The sequence below is a fragment of the Acinetobacter zhairuonensis genome, from assembly GCF_022601715.1.
GTDB lineage: Bacteria > Pseudomonadota > Gammaproteobacteria > Pseudomonadales > Moraxellaceae > Acinetobacter.
Map to the genome: position 1 here is coordinate 1 of NZ_JAKVIM010000020.1, position 20,518 is coordinate 20,518.

The 20,518-nt window shown below is 42.9% G+C and carries 19 protein-coding genes; 11 read left to right on the forward strand and 8 right to left on the reverse strand.

From position 1 onward, the window contains the following. The first annotated feature begins 196 nt into the window (after positions 1 to 196). On the forward strand, positions 197 to 1,747 hold the full coding sequence (locus tag MKI85_RS14200; RefSeq protein WP_241628554.1) for an arylsulfatase: 1,551 nt from the start codon (positions 197 to 199) through the stop codon (positions 1,745 to 1,747). A 178-nt stretch (positions 1,748 to 1,925) separates the two neighbouring features. Further along, positions 1,926 to 2,570, forward strand: coding sequence for a HEPN domain-containing protein (locus MKI85_RS14205; protein ID WP_241628556.1), 645 nt, complete (start codon positions 1,926 to 1,928; stop codon positions 2,568 to 2,570). Positions 2,571 to 2,636: 66 nt separating this feature from the next. On the opposite strand, the gene MKI85_RS14210 is transcribed toward MKI85_RS14205, so the two are convergent. Both MKI85_RS14210 and MKI85_RS14215 read right to left on the reverse strand, forming a co-directional pair. Further along, entirely contained in the window at positions 2,637 to 3,839 is a 1,203-nt protein-coding gene (locus MKI85_RS14210) for an MFS transporter (RefSeq protein WP_241628558.1), read from the reverse strand. A 21-nt stretch (positions 3,840 to 3,860) separates the two neighbouring features. Beyond that, positions 3,861 to 4,283: a RidA family protein gene (locus tag MKI85_RS14215; RefSeq protein ID WP_241628560.1), complete on the reverse strand. Its 423-nt coding sequence runs from the start codon at positions 4,281 to 4,283 to the stop codon at positions 3,861 to 3,863. Positions 4,284 to 4,350: 67 nt separating this feature from the next. On the opposite strand from MKI85_RS14215, the gene soxR reads away from it, so the two are divergent. Then, positions 4,351 to 4,875, forward strand: coding sequence for a redox-sensitive transcriptional activator SoxR (soxR, locus tag MKI85_RS14220; RefSeq protein WP_281070042.1), 525 nt, complete (start codon positions 4,351 to 4,353; stop codon positions 4,873 to 4,875). Between the two features lie 36 nt (positions 4,876 to 4,911). Here the strand turns inward: soxR and MKI85_RS14225 are convergent, their stop codons facing one another. Continuing rightward, on the reverse strand, positions 4,912 to 5,838 hold the full coding sequence (locus MKI85_RS14225; protein WP_241628561.1) for a DMT family transporter: 927 nt from the start codon (positions 5,836 to 5,838) through the stop codon (positions 4,912 to 4,914). A gap of 934 nt (positions 5,839 to 6,772) precedes the next feature. Between MKI85_RS14225 and MKI85_RS14230 the strand changes: the two genes are divergently transcribed. The 6 genes from MKI85_RS14230 to MKI85_RS14255 all read left to right on the forward strand — a co-directional run bounded on the left by MKI85_RS14230 (position 6,773) and on the right by MKI85_RS14255 (position 12,555). Continuing rightward, a complete protein-coding gene (locus tag MKI85_RS14230; RefSeq protein WP_241628562.1) occupies positions 6,773 to 7,900 on the forward strand; it encodes a Re/Si-specific NAD(P)(+) transhydrogenase subunit alpha in 1,128 nt (375 codons plus the stop codon). Positions 7,901 to 7,911: 11 nt separating this feature from the next. After that, positions 7,912 to 8,235 carry a proton-translocating transhydrogenase family protein gene (locus MKI85_RS14235; protein WP_241628564.1) on the forward strand — a complete coding sequence of 108 codons (324 nt, stop codon included), beginning with the start codon at positions 7,912 to 7,914 and terminating at the stop codon, positions 8,233 to 8,235. Positions 8,236 to 8,238: 3 nt separating this feature from the next. Beyond that, positions 8,239 to 9,693, forward strand: coding sequence for an NAD(P)(+) transhydrogenase (Re/Si-specific) subunit beta (locus MKI85_RS14240; RefSeq protein WP_241628565.1), 1,455 nt, complete (start codon positions 8,239 to 8,241; stop codon positions 9,691 to 9,693). Positions 9,694 to 10,006: 313 nt separating this feature from the next. Next, a complete protein-coding gene (locus tag MKI85_RS14245) occupies positions 10,007 to 10,285 on the forward strand; it encodes a DUF3303 domain-containing protein (protein ID WP_241628566.1) in 279 nt (92 codons plus the stop codon). 307 nt (positions 10,286 to 10,592) lie between these two features. Next, positions 10,593 to 11,933 carry an ammonium transporter gene (locus tag MKI85_RS14250; RefSeq protein ID WP_241628567.1) on the forward strand — a complete coding sequence of 447 codons (1,341 nt, stop codon included), beginning with the start codon at positions 10,593 to 10,595 and terminating at the stop codon, positions 11,931 to 11,933. A 13-nt stretch (positions 11,934 to 11,946) separates the two neighbouring features. Then, positions 11,947 to 12,555, forward strand: coding sequence for a hypothetical protein (locus MKI85_RS14255; RefSeq protein WP_241628568.1), 609 nt, complete (start codon positions 11,947 to 11,949; stop codon positions 12,553 to 12,555). Positions 12,556 to 12,691: 136 nt separating this feature from the next. On the opposite strand, the gene rsfS is transcribed toward MKI85_RS14255, so the two are convergent. The 5 genes from rsfS to MKI85_RS14280 form a co-directional block, all read right to left on the reverse strand. Beyond that, a complete protein-coding gene (gene rsfS / locus MKI85_RS14260) occupies positions 12,692 to 13,093 on the reverse strand; it encodes a ribosome silencing factor (protein WP_016166152.1) in 402 nt (133 codons plus the stop codon). 75 nt (positions 13,094 to 13,168) lie between these two features. Continuing rightward, positions 13,169 to 13,963 (reverse strand): hydroxypyruvate isomerase family protein, encoded by a 795-nt coding sequence (locus MKI85_RS14265; RefSeq protein ID WP_241628569.1) that lies wholly within the window; start codon positions 13,961 to 13,963, stop codon positions 13,169 to 13,171. Positions 13,964 to 13,987: 24 nt separating this feature from the next. After that, positions 13,988 to 14,857: an NAD(P)-dependent oxidoreductase gene (locus MKI85_RS14270; protein WP_241628570.1), complete on the reverse strand. Its 870-nt coding sequence runs from the start codon at positions 14,855 to 14,857 to the stop codon at positions 13,988 to 13,990. A gap of 36 nt (positions 14,858 to 14,893) precedes the next feature. Continuing rightward, positions 14,894 to 15,682 (reverse strand): crotonase/enoyl-CoA hydratase family protein, encoded by a 789-nt coding sequence (locus MKI85_RS14275; RefSeq protein WP_241628571.1) that lies wholly within the window; start codon positions 15,680 to 15,682, stop codon positions 14,894 to 14,896. 91 nt (positions 15,683 to 15,773) lie between these two features. Beyond that, entirely contained in the window at positions 15,774 to 18,584 is a 2,811-nt protein-coding gene (locus MKI85_RS14280; protein WP_241628573.1) for a GacS-like sensor histidine kinase, read from the reverse strand. Positions 18,585 to 18,737: 153 nt separating this feature from the next. Here MKI85_RS14280 and cysM point away from each other — a divergent pair, with 153 nt between their 5' ends. Both cysM and MKI85_RS14290 read left to right on the forward strand, forming a co-directional pair. Further along, a complete protein-coding gene (cysM, locus tag MKI85_RS14285; protein WP_241628575.1) occupies positions 18,738 to 19,667 on the forward strand; it encodes a cysteine synthase CysM in 930 nt (309 codons plus the stop codon). A 26-nt stretch (positions 19,668 to 19,693) separates the two neighbouring features. Beyond that, positions 19,694 to 20,512, forward strand: a complete 819-nt coding sequence (locus tag MKI85_RS14290) for a 3'-5' exonuclease (protein WP_241628576.1) — start codon at positions 19,694 to 19,696, stop codon at positions 20,510 to 20,512. Positions 20,513 to 20,518: the final 6 nt, after the last annotated feature.

Sequence of the window (20,518 nt, forward strand, 5' to 3'; positions counted from 1 at the left end):
TCGGGCTTAAAGAAATTTTTTCATACCGCAACCACTTCCAAAAGTGAGATTGCGAAACGCTTACAAGCACATTAAAAGAACCGTAATAACGTAGGGCAGAACGTCGCCCATAAATGATGAAGTATCAAATGGTTGAGTGGATACAACTGTTTGCAAGTGATTTTTTATCTGTTCCAAAAACTGTTAAGGAAAACATATGCGTAAAAAAATTATTGCACGTTCCATCGCTCTGGCTGGTGGAGCTTTGCTTTCAACCGCCCTGATGGCAAAAGCACCGAATATCTTGGTGATTATGTCGGATGATGTGGGCATGACAAACGTCAGCGCGTATAGCCATGGGGTTATGGGGTATAACACGCCGAATATTGACCGTATTGCCAAAGAAGGCATTATGTTCACTGATCATTATGCACAGCCAAGTTCTACCGCAGGTCGTGCATCGTTTATTACGGGTCAGTATCCAATTCGTTCAGGTTTGACCACGGTAGGGCGACCAGGTTCGCCTTTAGGGATTAAACCAGAAACACCAACGCTGGCAGAAGTACTAAAACCTTTGGGTTATATGAGTGGTCAGTTTGGTAAAAACCACTTGGGTGACCGTAACGAACATTTACCAACCGTGCATGGTTTTGATGAGTTCTTCGGTAATTTGTATCACCTCAATACTGAGGAGACTTTTGAGCAATTTGATTATCCAAAAGATCCAGAATTCCGTCAAAAATTTGGTACTCGTGGCGTTCTACACTGTTATGCAAACACTACAGATGATGAAACGACTGATCCGCGTTTTGGTAAAATGGGTAAGCAAAAATGTAAAGATACGGGTGAACTTTCGCGTAAACGCATGGAAACGGTGGATGATGAATTCATTGCAGCCAGCTTAGACTTTATGAAGCGCAGTAAAAAAGCAGACAAGCCGTTTTTTGTATGGTTAAACCCAAGTCGTATGCATGTGTTCACACATTTGCGTGACTCACATCGTCATCTGGCGTCAAAAGCTACTTCTGAAGAAGATTTGTACGGTAGCGGCATGATTGAGCATGACATGCAAGTTGGTCATGTGCTGGATGAAATGAAGAAGATGGGGGTGTTGGATAACACCATTATTGTTTATACCACGGACAATGGTCCTGAACACAGTGCCAAAAACCATGGTGGAACCACGCCATTCCGTGGCGAGAAAATGACGACTTATGAAGGTGGCGTACGTGTTCCAATGATGATCCGTTGGCCTGGACACATTCCTGCGGGACAGGTGAAAACTGGGATTCAGGCGAATATGGATCTTTTCACGACTTTGGCAACTGTAGCGGGTAATCCAAATGTTGTGGAAGACATGAAAACCAATCGTAAACAATACATTGATGGTTTAAATAACCTTGATTACTGGACAGGTAAGTCGGCTGAAAGTAAGCGTAATAATTACCTGTATTACCATGAATCTACCCTGCGTGCTCTTCGAATCAACCAGTGGAAGATTCATTTAGAAACCAGTGAAGACTATTACGGTGGCTATCAAAAGCAGAAGATTCCATTGATCTTCAACATTCGTCAGGATCCATATGAGTCATTTGATAGCACTACAGACCGTTCTGAAATTACTCAGCAAAAATTATGGCTGGGTGAACCTGTAGAAGCATTACTAGGCGAGCATGTGAAGTCATTGATGGATTACCCGCCTGTACAAAAAGCCACCACGCTGGATTTCAGTAAATTGGTTGAAAATTTACTGTCACAAAAGAAATAAAATTCATCGAATATGAAGTAAGCAGTCCGGTTCGCTGGGCTGTTTTTTTATTGATGTTAAATGATTTTTTGCAATCAAATTGATTTAATGAACGGGGGGATATGCGTTTTTTGATTGAGTGCGAGCGTTAAATTGGTTAAGGTAAATGATAGAAAAGAATAAAGAAAAGGAGATGAATATGTTAGTACTCGAAGAAGTATTTAAAAATAAAAAAGCAGAACATTCCGATGCCTTTAATTTAAGACTCCATCGTGGGATTAGTTGGTTTAAAAAAGCGATGCTATTGGATGAAGATCTCGATTTAAAATTTATCAGTTTATGGATTGCCTTTAATGCCATTTATGCACGTGAAGGTGCTGTGCTGCAACCACAGCAGGGGGTTAAGCAGTTTTTAGGCTCGCTAAGCCAGTTGGATCGGGAACATAAAATTGACTATGTGCTGGGACATAAATGTAAGCAAACCATTCAGGTTGTTTTAGATAATCCTTATATTTATCAGGGTTTTTGGGATTATCACAATCATAAAATCAGTCAGGCATCGTGGAAAACCGAGTTTGAAGCCGAGCAACGTGTGGTACATCAGGCATTGCAGGGCAGAAAAATTACAGAGATTTTGTCCTTTTTATTCGCTCGTTTAAACACCTTGCGTAATCAGATTTTGCAAGGTGGGGTGACTTATAACAGTGTCGTGAACCGTCGTTTTATAGTAGATGGTTGCAGTATTTTATCGACCCTGATTCCAATTTTTATGTATATTTTGCTGGAAAATGCCGAACAGTTGGATACGGACAAACCATTCTATCCTGTCATGCAAGTCTCATGATTTATTTTAGATTTTTGCCCTACAGCTAAATTCAGGCTGTAGGGCAGGTTGAACAATGGTACGCGACTAGATTGGCTTATGCGGACTCAGCGGTTTGTTGTAGCTGAGTAAATCAATCAATGCAAAAATGGCAGCGCCAACCACCAATAAGATCCCCACCAGACAGCTCATGCTCCATCCACCATGATGCCAAGCATACACACCCAATGCGGAACCGCAGGCACCGCCAATAAAATACATGGTCATATAAATCGAGTTAATACGCGATTTTGCATCAGGACGAATACGGAAAATAATGTTCTGATTACTGCTATGTACTACGGCTAAGCCCAAGTTAATCAGACCGTAGCCAATAATATAATTCAATAGATGCTGCCCACCTAAATACAGGAAGTACCAGCTGATTGCCATGATGGCACAGCCTGTCCAAGTGAGTACCGTGGTATAGCCTTGATCTGCCAATTTCCCCACATATTGTGTAGACAGTGCGCCGAATACACCAATCAGCGGGATTACCCCGACCAGTACATCAGGCAGTTGATAGGTTTCCGAAGTCAGTAACAGGGCAATGGTGGAGAATAAAATACTCATGGCAGCAAAGGCAAAACCACCAATCAAAGCACGCAAGACAAGGCGACGTTCATCCTTAAGTAAAAGTCCCATGGACTGAAACACTTGCGGATAGCTCATCTTGAATGACATCACATAAGGCAAGCGGGATTGAAGTAAAAAAGCCAGAATTAAAATCGAAATGCCGCTTAAGATATAAATCAGTTTCCAATGGAATAAATTAGAGAGTAAACCCGCCAAACTGGTTGAAAGCAGCAAACCGACCAATAAGCCACTCATTAAAAAGCCAATCACTTCACCTGTTTTCTCGGGTTTAACCGCCATGGTTGCCAAAGGGATGAGCACCTGAGCTGCCACGGAAAACAGTCCAACAATACTGGTACCAAGCCAAAGCATGGGTAAATTGACCGCAAAGGCGCAGATAAACAAACCAATTGCCGCCAGAAACATCAGCAACGGAATAAATTTGGTTTTATTCACCATATCGCCAATCGGAACAATGAGCAGTAAGCCCAGTGCATAAGACACTTGGGCAAAGGTCACGGTTAAGGCAACTTGAGATTCAGGGACATCAAAATACTGTTGAATCGAATGGATCAAAGGCTGGCAGTAGTAGTTGGCACCAGCACATAGACCGCAAGCCACAGCCATAAGCCACAGCAAAGGTTTGTCTTGGCTAATATCACGAGGAGAATTCATAACGTTCCTTGGCTTGTTCGGTTAATTGCAATAAGCGGTTGCTTCAATTTCTATTAGCATCCCTGATAAGGCAAGACACGGAACAGGAATCAGTGTGCAGGCAGGAAAGTCATGTTGTTTCCAGCGCTTTTGTATTTCCTGAATTAAAAACTGATGTTTCTTGGGGCTATGATCAACCACCAGAATTCTTAAAACTGCAATATCTAAAACAGAAGCGTGCGCATATTGAAGAGCATGGTTAAGGTTTTCAAATGCTTGATGCGTTTGCTCTGCGAAATCTTTAGATAAATGTCCTCGTTGGTTTTCACCACCTTGTCCTGAAATATGAAGTATACGTGAAAAGTGCCGAACTTCAGCCATGTGACTATAGGCAAAAGGACGTGGATTATACAGTGTGTTTGGGTTTATCAATTGAAATGCAGATGCTGCGTTCGCCTGTTGCATAAAAAGTCCTGTTTGCTCTTGAATTTTTGCTAGTATCAAAGCTCAAGTTAACTTGAGGTCAAGACCTGTGTCAGATATTTCGCAACCTGCTTCAATTACGCAAGCATGGTTAAGTATTGGAGATTTAGCAAAGCGCAGCGATGTCAGTGTCGCTACTTTACGTTTTTATGAAGAAAAAGAATTGATTTGGAGTACCCGAACCTCAGGTAATCAGCGTCGTTATCAACGTTCCATGTTAAGACGGGTTGCAATTATCAAGGCCGCACAGCAGGTGGGGATTTCATTGCAACAGGTTAAAGAGGCCTTTGCTGCTTTACCTAAACAAGGTAATGCGACCAAACAAGATTGGCAACAGATGTCCAAAAACTGGCAAGCACAGTTAGATCAGCAGATTGTGCGTCTATTACAGCTACGCCAACAACTGGATTGGTGCATTGGTTGCGGGTGTTTGTCCCTAGAGCAATGCCCTTTGCGTAATCCAAATGATGTCTTTGCTGAAACTTCGGCAGGCGCACATTTTCAGCAGTTACTCATGCAAATTGATCCAGAGCATTGCGAGTTGTCGCTACGCAGCAATGACGAAACCACTTAATTTACACAGATAGAATGTCATGTAGTGAGCTAATGTTTATTTGGCTAATTTCTTTTTGGATAAGGTAATCATCATCACCCCGACGATATTGAGTACACAGCCGACCCATTGCCAGAAATTCAGATGTTCATTTAAAAATGCCACCGCCAATAAAATGGTCAGTATGGGACCAATCGAGGCAATCATAGCGGACTGAGCGGCACCCAAGCGTTCAATACTTTGCATTAACAATACTGTAGGCACGACCGTTACAAAGAAGCCTAAAGCTAAACCATACCAAAGTACGGCATGTGGCAGTTGTTGAATTAACAACATCGGATGTGGCGTGACCCAGAAAAATTGCACCAGTGTACCGATACAGGCAGTACTTAACGCCAAACCTGTAAAATTCCATGAACCAAACTTTTGAATTAGTGGTGGTGTAAGTAATAGATACGCGGCGAAGGCTATCGCACTGGCAAACACAAAGCTGGCACCCAGCCAAAAATGTTCTTGTACAGGTGCATTTTGTTGTTCTTGCAGCATGACTAACACCGTTCCGCCATAACTGAGCAGGATTGCAATCACACTTTTAAACGACAGTTTCTGACGATACAGAGCGCACGATGCCAAGACGGTTAAGGTCGGGTAGAGAAATAAAATGATGCGTTCCAAAGAAGCACTAATATACATCAAGCCCAGAAAGTCGAGCCAACTGGCAAAGTAATAGCCCATTAAGCCTGCGGTAATCAGTAGTCCCCAATCTTTGGCTTTTAAACCTTTACTTTTTTCCCGATTCAACCAGCAAATCAGTAAAAAGAAGGGTAAGGCACATGCCATGCGAATTGCCATCAGCAGTGTGGCATCCACCACAGGAGATAGAGCATAGGCTTGTTTAATGAAAATGGCTTTGCTGCTAAACAAAAAGGCAGCACCAATGGCGAATAAACTGCCGAGTTGTGCGCGAGATAAAGTGAAATTCATGCAAATAAGACTGTGTTGGCATTAGCAAGCTAGGGTTGATGCTCAGTATAGGTGGTCGGGGGGGAAGTTAAAAATGCAAAAAAATGATAGATTTGCATACTATTTGGAATAATAAAATTAACAATATATAGAATTAAATTATTAAATCGATCAATTAAATTCATCTAATTTTTTGATAATTATAATTTTTTTATTTTGGAATTTGAATGGATTGTGGTCTGTCGTATTTGATTTTAAGCGTAAAGATGTCATTCAAGTCACGTGAACGATTAGTGACCTAAAATAGTGCAAAATATGACAGGTGAAACATATTGCATCATCTGGCTAAATGATTTGAAAATTTTTTTTAATTAAATTTCCTGCTTTATAAGTTTTTTGTGGGATTTCATCGGTGTGTCTTTAAATCCTCTTAAGCTAAGAATCAAACTCGGATTTTTGCGCATACAGGTGTTGATTTAAAAAAACTGAAAATGGAGCAAAGCTCAGTCAATCCAATTTCGGCAGAGGGCTTTATAAAAGGTCATATTAGTTAATTTTGCGCATAAAAAAGCAAGAATTGCTTAAATTGTGTAGAACAGGGATGAATCTGAAGAATGATGCTCAAAGGTTGAATTTTGTCGAAAATACCAGTAGCTCAAATCACCAATACAGGGTTGAGCCTCAAATCGGGCATTTCTGCAGCTCAAAATGATAAAAATAGCCGAACTGTATGCTTATGCAGCAGATCTAGGTGTTAGGCAAAACTGATGGATGATATATCGTATGATTATATTTATGAATCATCAGTTCAAAATATGGGTATTTATTAAATAAATATTGGGTGGTAATTTAAAACAGTTCAATTAGAATCCAAAAATTCAACAAGAACACATCCTGGGGGAACATCGTTTTTGACGGTGTTTGCTAGATAGAAAAATTAGCTTGAGGAACGCTCATGCAAATCGGAATCCCAACCGAAACTGTCGTCGGTGAAAATCGTATAGCCGCTACGCCAGAGACAGTTAAGAAGTTGATCAACGCGGGTCATACGGTGGTCATTCAACGTGGTGCTGGTGTTAAGGCTGCTTATATTGACAGTGCTTATGAACAAGTCGGTGCCAAAATTACAGACGATGCCTATACCGGTAGTCAGCTGATTTTGAAGGTCCGTGCCCCAAAGGGTGAGGAAATTCAAAAAATGGCAGCAAACACCACCGTGGTGGCAATGTTTGATCCATACCGTAACACCGAACTCGATCAATTTGCATCACAACAAGTGTCTGCATTTGCATTGGAGCTGTTACCACGTACTTTATCTCGTGCACAAAACATGGACGTGTTGTCTTCTCAAGCCAACCTTGCAGGCTATAAATCTGTACTTTTGGCAGCAGCAGAATATCAACGCATGTTCCCAATGTTAATGACTGCAGCGGGCACAGTAAAACCTGCGCGTGTCGTGATCATGGGTGTGGGTGTAGCAGGTCTTCAAGCGATTGCGACAGCAAAACGTTTAGGTGCAGTGGTTGAAGCCACAGATTTACGTCCAACTGCGAAAGACCAAGTGGAATCTTTGGGTGGTAAGTGGTTAGACGTCCCAATGTCTGAAGAAGAGCAACAACGTGCAGCAGATGCCGCGAAAAATGGTTATGGATGGATGCCAGGTGAGCAGTACATCAAAGACCAAGCGGCGATTGTTGATAAAGCAGTATCGAATGCAGACATCGTGATTACCACGGCATTGTTACCCGGTCGTGATGCGCCGCGTTTAATCAAGGCAGAAACAGTTGCCAAGATGAAACCAGGTTCAGTGATTCTGGACATGGCGGTAGAAACTGGCGGTAACGTTGAAGGTTCACAATGTGGCACAACCGTTGTGACTGAAAATGGTGTGAAGATTTTGGGTGTTCCAAATATTCCATCTACCGTGTCTACCGAAGCATCTGCACTGTATGCACGTAACGTTTTTAATTTTGTCGAAACTTTATTTGATAAGGACAAAAACTTTGTCTTGAATCAAGAAGACGAAATTCAAAAAGCCCTATTGGTCACTCATGGCGGTCAAGTACTGCTGAAGCGTGGTTAAGGAGATTTCTCATGGTTGAAACGATTACTATTTTCGTCCTTGCCATCTTCGTAGGTTATTACGTGGTATGGGGCGTAACGCCAGCATTACATACGCCATTAATGGCAGTTACCAATGCATTGTCATCCATCATTGTTGTGGGTGCAATGCTGCAAACTGTCGGTATGCCTGCGATTGGTGTTGAAGCGAATGTTGCATTCCAAAGTGTCAATGTGGTGAGCGTATTAGGCGCTGTGGCTGTGTTCTTGGCGAGTATTAACATTTTCGGTGGCTTCGCGGTAACTGCGCGTATGCTTGAAATGTTCAAGCCAAAGCAAAAGAAAAAAGAGGGCTAATTGATGGAATTTATTCGAGACTATGCGGATTGGTTCTACCTGATTGGTGCCGTCCTTTTTATCCTCACTTTACGTGGTTTGTCTGGTCCTAAAACAGCAATTCAAGGTAACCGTTACGGTATGATCGCAATGGCGATTGCTGTAGTCACTACCTTCTTTGTGGCTGAGCATCCAGTGGTTTGGATGATTGGTGGTGCAATGGTGTTGGGTGCGGTAGTAGGTATCGCGCGTGCCAAAACTGTTCCAATGACGCAAATGCCTGAAACTGTTGCTCTAATGCACTCATTGGTCGGTTTGGCTGCGGTATTGATTGCGATTGCGGCAATTCTGCACAACAACCAATTGACTGTATTGTTTGAACAAAATGAAGCGGCGTTAACTGCTGCGGGTGTTCAGCATGCGCACATGAGTTCAGTGCATTTATTTGAATTGTTCGTGGGTTGTTTCGTCGGTGCCATCACCTTTACTGCATCTGTATTTGCTTATGGTAAATTGGCTGCGAAAAAATGGGCAAAAACCATTTCGGGTGCATGGGTTAAACCTGTTCAAGCGACCATCTTTATTGCAATGTTGGCGTGCGGTTTCTACTTCTTCACCACAGGCAACATGACTGCGTTCTGGGCGATGACTGCATTTGCACTCGCATTTGGTTGGGTGTGGATTGCGCCAGTGGGCGGTGGTGATATGCCAGTTGTGGTATCGCTTCTTAACTCATTCTCTGGTTGGGCTGCGGCAGGTATTGGTTTCACACTTGAAAACAATATGTTAATCGTGGCGGGTTCACTGGTGGGTTCTTCTGGTGCGATTCTGTCTTACATCATGTGTAAGGCGATGAACCGTTCAATCATCAACGTCTTGTTTGGTGGTGCGATGGGTGGTGCAGCAGTGGCAGCAGCAGATAAAGGTGAGCAAGTTCAACGTAACCACCGTTCTGGTTCAGCAGATGACGCAGGTTTCTTAATGTCAAATGCAGACAGCGTTGTGATTGTACCGGGTTATGGTATGGCGCAAGGTCGTGCACAGAATGCAGTAAAAGAGTTGTGTGAAATCTTGAAAGAGCAGGGCGTAAAAGTTCGCTTCGCGATTCACCCAGTGGCAGGTCGTATGCCAGGTCACATGAACGTATTACTTGCAGAAGCTGATGTTGCTTATGAAGACATCTTGGAAATGGATGAGATTAACTCTGACTTCCCTGCAACAGACGTCGTGCTGGTGATTGGTGCGAATGACGTAGTAAACCCAGCAGCGAAAGATGATCCAACATCACCGATTTATGGTATGCCGATTCTTGAAGCGCATAAAGCACGTACCATTATGGTGATCAAACGCTCTATGGCAACAGGATATGCGGGCTTGGATAATGACTTGTTCTACAATGAAAAAACCATGATGGTCTTCGGTGATGCCAAGAAAGTTGTGGAAGATATGACTAAAGCAATTAATGGTGGCGGTCACTAAGATTGGACGAGTCTTAAGAAACCATCCTTCGGGATGGTTTTTTTATTGGGAGCAATTTCATCATTTCATGCGCTTAGGGGGTGTATGATTTTGAATCATTATAACTCGATGTAAATATAAGCAAAAAGCAATCAAAAATATAATCAAAACATCAGCGAAATAAAGACAAAAAGCAGTCAAAATAATTATGTTAAATGCTTTAAAGAGGCATATTGTTTGTTTGGTAAATAAGAGTAATTAAATCTATGGGGGACTCGGTGCGCTCCTACATCTATGGAATAAAGGTGTGCCAATGAGCTTGAAGAGGTGACGTATGTTATTTATTTTCAAGTGGAGTAGTCGTCCAGAAAATCGTAATGCAGCAATTGAACGTTTTCTGAAGACAGGAGGTAAACCGCCTGCTGGTGTAAATATGCTAGGAAGATGGTTTGTTGTGGCACAGCAATCTGGTTTTGCGGTTGCTGAAGCAGATGATGCAGGGTTGTTACAACAGTGGGCGATGGAATGGAATGATCTTCTCTCCATGGAGGTATTGCCCGCTTTAACCGATGAGCAAGCTGGTCCACTTATGGCGGCGGCTCTAGGAAAGTAAAGGGCGTATTAGTAGTTTGCCTTCCACTGTTTGTTTAATATTGATTTTAGATGAGTTTTGGAATGTTTAGCGTAATTGATGCTGATGTTTGAGAAGTACTTGAAGGCATCATCAGCGCCATCCTGTTGTATCTTATTATGACTTAACGAACTTTAAAAACCATCCTGTAGGATGGTTTTTTATGTCTGAAATTTAATTGGGGGTATACAGGGGATTAAAAAGAGCAGATTCATACATTACATACTGAATATGTGTTTTGATTGGCATTGATTTTGCATTTTGTGAACAGATCTTTGGGGGATTGTTCATGAAAAAAATAAACTATATCTACTTCATATTGTTATGGGTTTTATCTACAACAAGTTTTGCTGTAGACCCTGCAACAGCACAAGCACAAAACATTCAAGAAATTCGCATTTCGCTCGACAGTGTCTGGGTGGTCATGGGAGGGATTTTGGTCTTTTTTATGCAGGCGGGTTTTGCCTTGGTCGAAAGTGGTTCGGTGCGGGGTAAAAACACGGTCAATGTGTTGATGAAAAACTATATGGATGCATGCTTAGGGGGCTTAGTCTTTTGGTTAATTGGCTTTGGTTTGATGTTTGGAATCAATACCACAGGTTGGTTTGGTGCAAGTCACTTTGCTCCTAATGCTTTGGATGACTGGCATTGGAACTTGGTGTTCTTTCAAATGATGTTTGCGGCAACAGCAACCACCATTGCCAGTGGTGCGATGGCGGAGCGGATTCACTTTGTGGCTTATGTGGTCAGTGCGGCTGTGGTTAGTGGCTTAATTTATCCGGTCTTTGGTAGTTGGGCATGGGGAAGTCTGTTTGAGGGTGAGGGCTGGTTAAAGTCACTGGGCTTCATTGATTTCGCAGGTTCAACCGTGGTGCATTCGATTGGCGGCTGGGTGGCTTTGGCAGGTATTGTGGTGCTAGGTCCACGTTTGGGGCGCTTTGGGCGAAATGGTCAATCACATTATTTGGCGGGTCATAACGTACCTTTGGTGGCGCTGGGTGGTTTTATTCTATGGTTGGCTTGGTTTGGTTTTAATGCCGCGTCTACCGTGAATGCGACAGTCAGTATTGGTCGTATTGCATTGAATACGCACTTGGCGGCATGTGCGGCAGCTGTTGCTTATATGATGTTTGCTTTAATGCGTGGTAAGGCTATTTTAATCAGAACCACGATTAATGCTTCTTTGGGGGGCTTGGTCGCAATTACTGCGGGTTGTGCCACCATGTCGCCGTTATATGCGGTGGTGACAGGTTTAGCTGCTGGATTAGTCGTCAGTGTAATGCCTGTTTTGATTGAAAAATTAAAACTCGATGACGTGGTCGATGCAGTCACGGTGCATGGTTTTTGTGGGGCATGGGGTACATTGGCGGCTGGGCTGTTTTATGAAGCAAGTCCATTTAACTCTCAAATTATTTCCATTCAGATTTTAGGCATCATTGCTGGTTTTGTCTGGGGTTTTGGTGTGGCATTTGTGGTGTTCAAAGTATTGGAAAAAGTTTTGGGTGGATTGCGTGTCAGTAAACAACATGAACAGCGTGGACTGGACTATACCGAACATGCCGAGTTGTCATATCCAGAGTTTCAACGAGATGTGACTTTTGAAACTGATGGTATGGCCAAACGTCACTAAGGAGTTCATAAGTATGCCGAATGAATTATTGACGATAGGACAAAAACGCACTGCGATTGAGCGGGGATTAAGCCAATATTTAACAGGAATTGCGCTGGAGCGCGTCCTGAGTTATTGGGAGCAAGAATATGGTGATAAGCCTTCTTTTGTGCTGAATCGTTTTTTAAGCGAAGTCTGTAATACCGAAGAGTTGCGTTTTTATCGTAAAGATATGCTGCGTCAGGTGTTGTTTGAAATCTCTGAGGTGGAAAAACAAGTTTTACTGCAAATCAAACCGCAAGCCAAAGAAGAAGCTTCGGTTTCGGCTCAATTAATCGATGCCTTTATGCAGTTCGTTTTGTTTGTGGTGAAAGGTGTTCCGCAGTCGGACTATCCCGATTTTGATCAGGATGTAAAAGCACGCTTAGCTGATTTGGGTTATGTCATAGCTTCACCTGTTGCCATTCATGAAGATGATTTTGTAGCATGTTTGCCTGTAACTAGTTATGCCAAAGTGCTCACCACAATTTATGAAGTGTATTGCGAGTTCTATGGACCGAGTAAAGCTGATTTTATTTTTGCGCGAGCAAAAGAACAGATTAAGCAGCAATTTATGGATGTCGATCTGCATCAATTGATCTAGCGGACATACATATACAGAGGGGTAAGGTGCTTCAAGAGAGGAGTGCTTTATCTATCTGCTCAGTAGAAGATAGAAAATAAAAAAGCCAGTTCGTCTTAGTACGAACTGGCTTTTTTAGACCGAATCGGTCATTTTCTTATGCTACAGATTCTGGAGCTGTACGCCATAAACTTTCGAGATCGTAAAATTTACGCGCAGTCGGTAACATGACGTGAACCACAACGAGTCCAAGGTCAATCAAGATCCATTCTGCATCACGTTCACCTTCCACACCAATAGGGCGGAAGCCTGCTTTACGCGCTTCTTCAGCGACATTGTCAGCAAGTGCTTTGACGTGACGAGTTGATGTACCGCTAGCAATCACAATCGCATCTGCGACATTGCTGATGCTGCTCACATCAAGTTCAATAATATCTTTTGCTTTTACATCTAATAGAGCTTCATGTACAACTTTTAAGCAAGCTTGTACGTCTTGAGCTTGAGAATTCATTGCGAGATCGAGAGAATTAGAAGCGCTGGGCGATGGTTCTAAATTCATAAAGGGTCATAATTCCTGACAATAACTCATGTTCTAATATAGCGGTTTTATCACCAAATTTCAATTGTCTGTTTTTTAACTTTGTGGATGTTCAGCAAAGTACTTGTTTTTCCATGCAAATGAGTGATTTGAATGGGCTTGCGGGCGATATTCTGCGGCTATAAAACCTGCGTAATCACTATGGCTTAACCAGTCGAAAATTTCTTTAAAGTTAATTTGTGCAGTATCTGGTTCATGTCGCCCAGGACAATCAGCAAACTGGATGTGTCCAATCTCAAGAATATTTTCTTTCAATTCTTCCAAGACATCTTCGCCCATCATCGCCATGTGATAACAGTCATATTGCATTTTAAGGGCGGGGTGTTGCACAGCTTCCAGAATTTCTTGCGCTTGGGCGATATTCTGAATTAAGAAGCGTGGCATGTCAGTGCCATTAATGATTTCAAATACGGGTTGAATATGGTGTTCTGCCAGCATAAAGCAGGCAAGTTTTAAGTTTTTAGCTAAGGTGTTTAGACACGGGAGTAGGTCACAATCCAACGGTTGCTTGCCTGCTAAAATATTCACATTGGGGACTTTTAACGCCACAGCATATTGGATTGCCAATTCAAGCGCTTGGTGAAATTCAATTTCTTTGCCCGGAATACCTGCCAAACCATTTCCGCCTTGCATCAAATCTCCCGCAGGGACATTAATTAAGCACAGGCTTAAATCATGTTGGGTCAGTTGCTTTTGAATATCTGCAATGCTGAGTTCATAGGGGAATTGAATTTCAACATGTTTGAAGCCATGAGCATAGGCAAGTGCAAAACGTTCAATGAGTGGCACTTCAGTAAAGATCATGGAAAGATTCACTGCGAGTTTAGTCATGAGTGTGCTCCTGCATTTGCATTATTATTCTGCTTCAACCTGTTGAATTACTGTGGCTAAGTCTGATTCAGCATAGCCTTTATTCTGATGTGTCTGCAATTGCGATAATGCTTTTTTTGCTACGGGGATATCTAATTGGAATTTTTCAGCCAATTGCACCGCATTATTTAAATCTTTTGATAAAGTCTGCACCTTCCATTGTACAGGTTCAAACTGATGATTGGCCATTCTTGGTGTTAAAATTTGAAACGGCTTTGAATCGGCAAAACCACCTGCAAGTGCAGGTGCAAGCAAGGTGGTGTTCACACCTGCTTGGCGTGCCAAGGCAACAGCTTCTGCAATTAAGGTGCTGTTGGCAGCAACAATCAATTGATTACAAATTTTGGTGGCTTGCCCTGTGCCTGTTTCACCCATACGGGTGACACGTTGAGACAGCACATTATAGATAAGACTGAGATTTTGAATCATTTCAGCATCTCCGCCAGCAAAAATCACCAAAGTCCCTTGTTCTGCACCCGCTGTACCGCCAGAGACAGGGGAGTCAATCCAATGCACACCATCTTGTTGTGCAAGTACTGCTAAGGCTTTGGTTTTATCTACAGATAAGCTAGAGAAATCCACAATGACTTGATTTGCTGTCCAGAATGGTCGAATTTGCTCAATGACCTGTTCAGCAGCGTGATCATCTGAAAGGCAGGTCAGGATGACAGGATAGTCTGCAATCTTGTCCAATTCTAAGGCTGTGGCACCTAAATCAATCAGTACATCACATGCAGCAGCGGTTCTGTTCCATACAGCCACTTCAAATCCAGCCTGAATCAATCGGGTTGCCATACGGCTGCCCATGAGTCCCATGCCTAGAAATGCAATTTTCGTATTACGATCAAAACTCATTGGAATCTCTCTATAGCTTATTCTTGTTGCGCAAAATTATTGGAACTGGCGCGGCACAAATTGAACCTCGGGTTGTTTGTCTTTTTTGCGTGCCAATTGACTGTTTTTACCTAATAAAAGTTTCAATTGCCAGATTTTTTCTAAACGTAAAGATTTACGCGGTTGATGTTCCATCGCATCCAGCACCTGTTTGGCTGCGGCGAGGGCATCTGGAGAACGTTGCAGCATTTCCTCTGCAAGGGCTTGGGCTTGTTGAAGTGGCGACTCAGACAAATGCGTCACTAAGCCAATCTGTTTGGCATAATTGGCGTCGAAAATACGGGCAGTCAGGGTGAGTTCTTTGGCTAAATCCAGCCCAATCACGCCTTTCAGTGAACGGCTTAAACCCATATCAGGTACTAATCCCCAACGACTTTCCATAATTGACATTTGGGTATCTGGGTGGGCAATTCGGATATCTGCTGCCAACGCCAATTGCATGCCCGCACCAAAACAAAAACCTTCTAAAGCCGCAATCACAGGAACAGGCAGTTCTTGCCAAATTAAAAACGCTTTTTGGAAGAGACTTTGTCCTGGTTTAACCAATTCCCACGCCGCATAGGCTCTGTTTTTAGGGTTGTTCAAGTCGGCAAGATCAATCCCTGCACTAAATACATGGGCTTCACCAGTTAAAATCACGCAGCGAATGCTGCGATCTTTTTTCAGTTGCTTTGCGACTTTGACCAGTTCATTCAGTAAAGCAAAGCTCATGGCATTGCGTTTTTCTGGACGGTTTAAACTGACTGTTGCGATTCCATTCTGTTTTTCTACACGTAATAAAGCCATGTTGGATACTCTAATTTTGCTTTGCTTCGGAGCATAGCATGTGCATGGATGCCCATGCATGACAGCTCAGTCACATCTTTTTTTTCTGAAATTATTGCATTTGTTTGTTCAAAATGGACTGTGCTGCCTGCTTCACCTGTTGCATGATCAGTTTAAGATCATCAAAGCGTTGCAGCGCTTCTTGAATAAACTGCTCATCAGCGCGACGCTTTTCTTTACGCAAGGTTGAGATGAACTGTTCAAATGATCCTGAAGATTCTTGTAGACTCGGCACACCCACATAGCGGGTTGCACCATAGAGACGATGCAGTACATGTTCCAGTTGTGGAAAGTCTTCCAGTTCAATCAGTTGTTGCATTTCATCCAGCTCAGTCTGAAAACTGTCGACCAGCATTTTCAGTAGATCAATTGCCAAGTCTTCTTTGTTGGCTGCCAGTTGTAGGCTGTGCTGCCAATTCAGAATGTGCGGATCCAGTGCCTCAATCACAATATTCTTTTCAACGATGGCAGCTTTATCGAAACTTTTGCTGGTCCAGTGGGTCAGGATCTGAATGATTTGTTCAATCTGGATGGGTTTGGTGACGTAATCATCCATCCCGACTTTTAATAATTTTTGCTTTTCATCAGCCAAGGCATGTGCAGTTAGGGCAATGATGGGTAAATGCATATCTTCTTCTAAAGTAGACTCCAACGCACGAATGGCACGCGTGGTATCAATCCCTGACATGACAGGCATTTGAATATCCATGAAGACCAAATCAAACGGTTTTTGTTTTTGTTCTAGGCGAGCCTGAAGAATATCAATGGCTTCCTGACCACTTTGTGCTTTGGTGGTGGTCACATTCAGTTCACTGAGAAGCGCTTCAAGCACAATTAGGTTCGGTAAGTGGTCATCGACCGCCAGAATATGTAAACCCTGACCATCAAAGTTTTCATGGTGTTCCGATTGGAATACCGCTTGATTACTTAACAGTTGAATCAGGGCGCTACGACTTAAAGGTTGATACAATGGTCGCGCACGATATTCATTCAGCATATTCGGGTCGAGTGCCATTTGGTAACCATATACAGCCAGACTGCCTGTATAGCGACTGCGAATTTCCTTCAGCATGGCTTCAGTGTCACCACTATGATCCACAATCAGCCAGGTATTCTCTTGTTGCGACTGAATTTGATTCAGACGGCTAAATAAATCCAGAATTGACGCTGCTTCAATATGTCCAACTTGATAGTTCTCAAGATAATGACGCAGCACATGTGCAGCCGCTGGATGTGCCAAATAAGACACCACTTTCATATGCTCGAATTGCGGATGCACAATTTCGTATTCGTCATCTACTGCAAACATGGCGGTAAACCAGAAGGTTGAACCTTTCTCAGTTGGCGCACGCTCTTGGTTATCTTCAAAACCAATTTGACCTTGCATTAAATGCACCAGCTGTTTCGAAATTGCCAAGCCGAGACCAGTTCCGCCAAATTGACGCGTCACCGAAGCATCGCCTTGAGAGAAGGATTCGAACAGACGTTTGCGGTCTGTGCCGCTTAAGCCAATACCACTGTCTTGTACACTAAAATGCAGCAAACATTGTCCAATATCATCATGTTTCATGCGGACCCGCACGATGATTTCACCATCAGGGGTAAATTTAATCGCATTGGAAATCAGGTTGGTCAGAATCTGTTTAAAGCGTAGCGTGTCGCCAATCACTTGCTTCGGAACATCATCGCCATAGTAGAACGCCATATCGATATGCTTTTGCGCCGCCAATGGCGAGAGCATATCCATCACATCAAAAATCGCTTCTTCCAGATCAAATGGCGCGGTTTCTAGTTCCAACTTACCTGCATCAATTTTGGAGAAATCCAGAACATCATTGATCAGTGCTAATAGATGTGCCGAAGATTTACGAATGGTCTGTAAATATAGATTTTGCTCGTTACTTAAATTGCCCTGACGCAACAGCAAATGAATAAAGCCATCGATACTGTTAAGCGGGGTTCTGAGTTCATGGCTGATGTTGGCTAAGAAAACTGATTTGGCTTGGTTGGCAGAAATCGCTTGGTCACGTGCTTGACGATAGGTAATGTTCTGAACTTCAAGAGTATCAAGGGTGCGTCTTAAGTCATCCTCGGTTTGTTCGGTATGTTCTTTTAATTCTAAAAAACTGAAATGAAGACGTTTCACCACATTGGCTATGTCACGCTGTAGCAGGCGTAACTCACCAGTACTGTTAATGATCATGTGTTGATCAAGGGTATCAGCATTCAGGCGTTGTAATTGCATGCGAATTTCGTACATCGGGGCAATCCAGCGACGCGAATAGAAATTCAAACACAGCAATAGTAGTAACAGGGTTAATAATCCTGTTGCGATCAACACAATCAGAACGCGGTAACGTGCAATCTGTAAGGGCTGATTGTCCAGCTCAATCAGCAGCCAGCCTTTATGATTCGGAGAATCATTAATCTGCATGCCATACACATGGTTGCCATTGGATTTGAGCGGACCAAAAAAGTTTTTATCTGTAGGATATTGGGGCCATTGCGCTTGTGCATCACCGCCAACATGGATCCGTTCTGCACCTGTATGGTCAATAATCGTTGCGTGATTTAACAACTTTTCATTAAACATATACTGCATGGCATTTTGTGCTTGGTCGTAGTGCCACGGGTAACGATTCAATAAATCCAGCGCAGATTCTGCGGTACTTTGATAGCGGGTCAAAATCGCAATTGCCATTTGGCGCTGCTGCGCTTTGGCTGCATTTGAGGTTTCGGTCAAGACCAATGCCGCACCTACACATGCCAAAATCATAATTGGCACAAAAATCATGGCAATCAATTGCCCATAGGCATGATTTAAGTGTAAGCGTTTAAATAACTTTTTATTGATATTCGGCATGGCAAACGTAGTAAATTTCCTATGCTCAGCATATTAGCATGCTTTATTTGAAACTGACTGTGCTTTAAGCACTTTCATGAAAAACCCTGCGAAATGGGTGCAGGGACATGCATTTTTTCATACAATACCCGCACCTCGATCAAGGTGCACACCATGAGTAACACAACCCCCGATTTTCAAGCAGATGAATTTTTGTTGGACCACTATGTAGGAAAAACTCCTCTGGTGCGTTTACAGCGTCTGGCAAGTCACACGCAAGCAACAGTATTGGCAAAATTAGAAGGCAACAACCCAGCGGGTTCAGTCAAAGACCGCCCAGCCTATAACATGATTATGCAAGCAGAAAAGCGTGGGAAAATTCGACCAGGGGATACCTTGATTGAGGCAACCAGTGGTAATACCGGTATTGCCTTGGCGATGGTGGCTGCCATGCGCGGTTATCATATGAAGCTGATTATGCCGAATAATATGAGCCAAGAGCGTAAAGATGCCATGCGTGCCTATGGGGCAGAGTTGATTGAAGTCACTCAGCAACAAGGGATGGAAGGCGCACGTGATTTGGCATTGCAGATGCAAGCCGAAGGCAAAGGTTTGGTGTTAAACCAGTTTGGAAATCCAGACAATGTCGAAGCACATTACTTGACCACGGGTCCAGAAATCTGGCAACAAACAGGGGGTAAGATTACTCACTTTGTTAGCGCGATGGGCACCACAGGCACCATTATGGGCGTGTCAAAATATTTAAAAGAACAAAATCCAGATATTCAAATTGTCGGTTTGCAGCCTGAAGATGGCTCAAGTATTGCGGGTATTCGTCGTTGGCCTCAAGAATACTTGCCGACGATTTTTGATCGTAGTCGTGTTGACCGTGTTATGGATATTCCGCAAATTGAAGCGGAAAAAACCATGCGCAAACTGGCGCAAAAAGAAGGCATCAGTGCGGGAACGTCATCGGGTGGTGCTGTGTGGGCGTCGTTGCGTATTGCTGAAGAAAATCCAGATGCAGTGATTGTTTGCATTATCTGTGACCGTGGTGACCGTTATTTATCTACGGGACTATTCTCGGTACAAGATCCTGAATAATTATAAATTGATCATAGAGAGTTTAGATGCGCTTACCTGTTCTAGTTTTTGATATTGAAACCATGACTGACTTAAAGTCAGGGGCGCATCTATATGGTCTGGATTTGCCAGAGCCAGATTTGCAGCAAGCACTGACCAAGTTGCGTCGCCAAGAATCTGGCATGGACTTTCAACGCATCCCCTTACATGAAATTGCTTGTATTTCTGGTTTATGGGTGGATGAATTAGGTGCAATGAAGCTGTTTTCATTCAGTCGAGAACAGTATTCAGAAGCCGAAATATTAAAGAAATTTCTCTCCATTTTTGATAAAAAGCATCCGACCTTGGTCAGTTGGAATGGTTCGCAGTTTGATTTGCCTGTGATTCTATTCCGCGCCATGTATCATGGATTATCGGCATCGAGTCTGTTCGATCAAGGTGAGATTGATCAGCAGAAGAAGTATAATAACTACCAGAACCGTTACCATCATCGCCATGTCGATTTAATGGATGTGATGGCGATGTTTAATATTCGTCATTTTCAAAAACTCGATGATGTTGCTCATCTCTTCGGCTTACCTGGTAAGCGTGGTGATGGTGCTTATCATGTGCCTGAATATGTTCGGTTACAACAATGGCAGGATTTAACTGGCTATTGTGAAGGCGATGTATTAAATACATGGCTAATCTATTTACGCTGGTTGTTATTGAAAGGTCAATTACAACAGCAAGAGCACCAAGCTTGGATTCAAGCCAGTATTCAATTATTGCAATCTCATCCACAACATGCTGATTTTCTGAATATATGGCGTAAAACGTCACAACAGACTGAATTTACAGCATCCGATTTTCACCATTTTAACTAGGTTTTC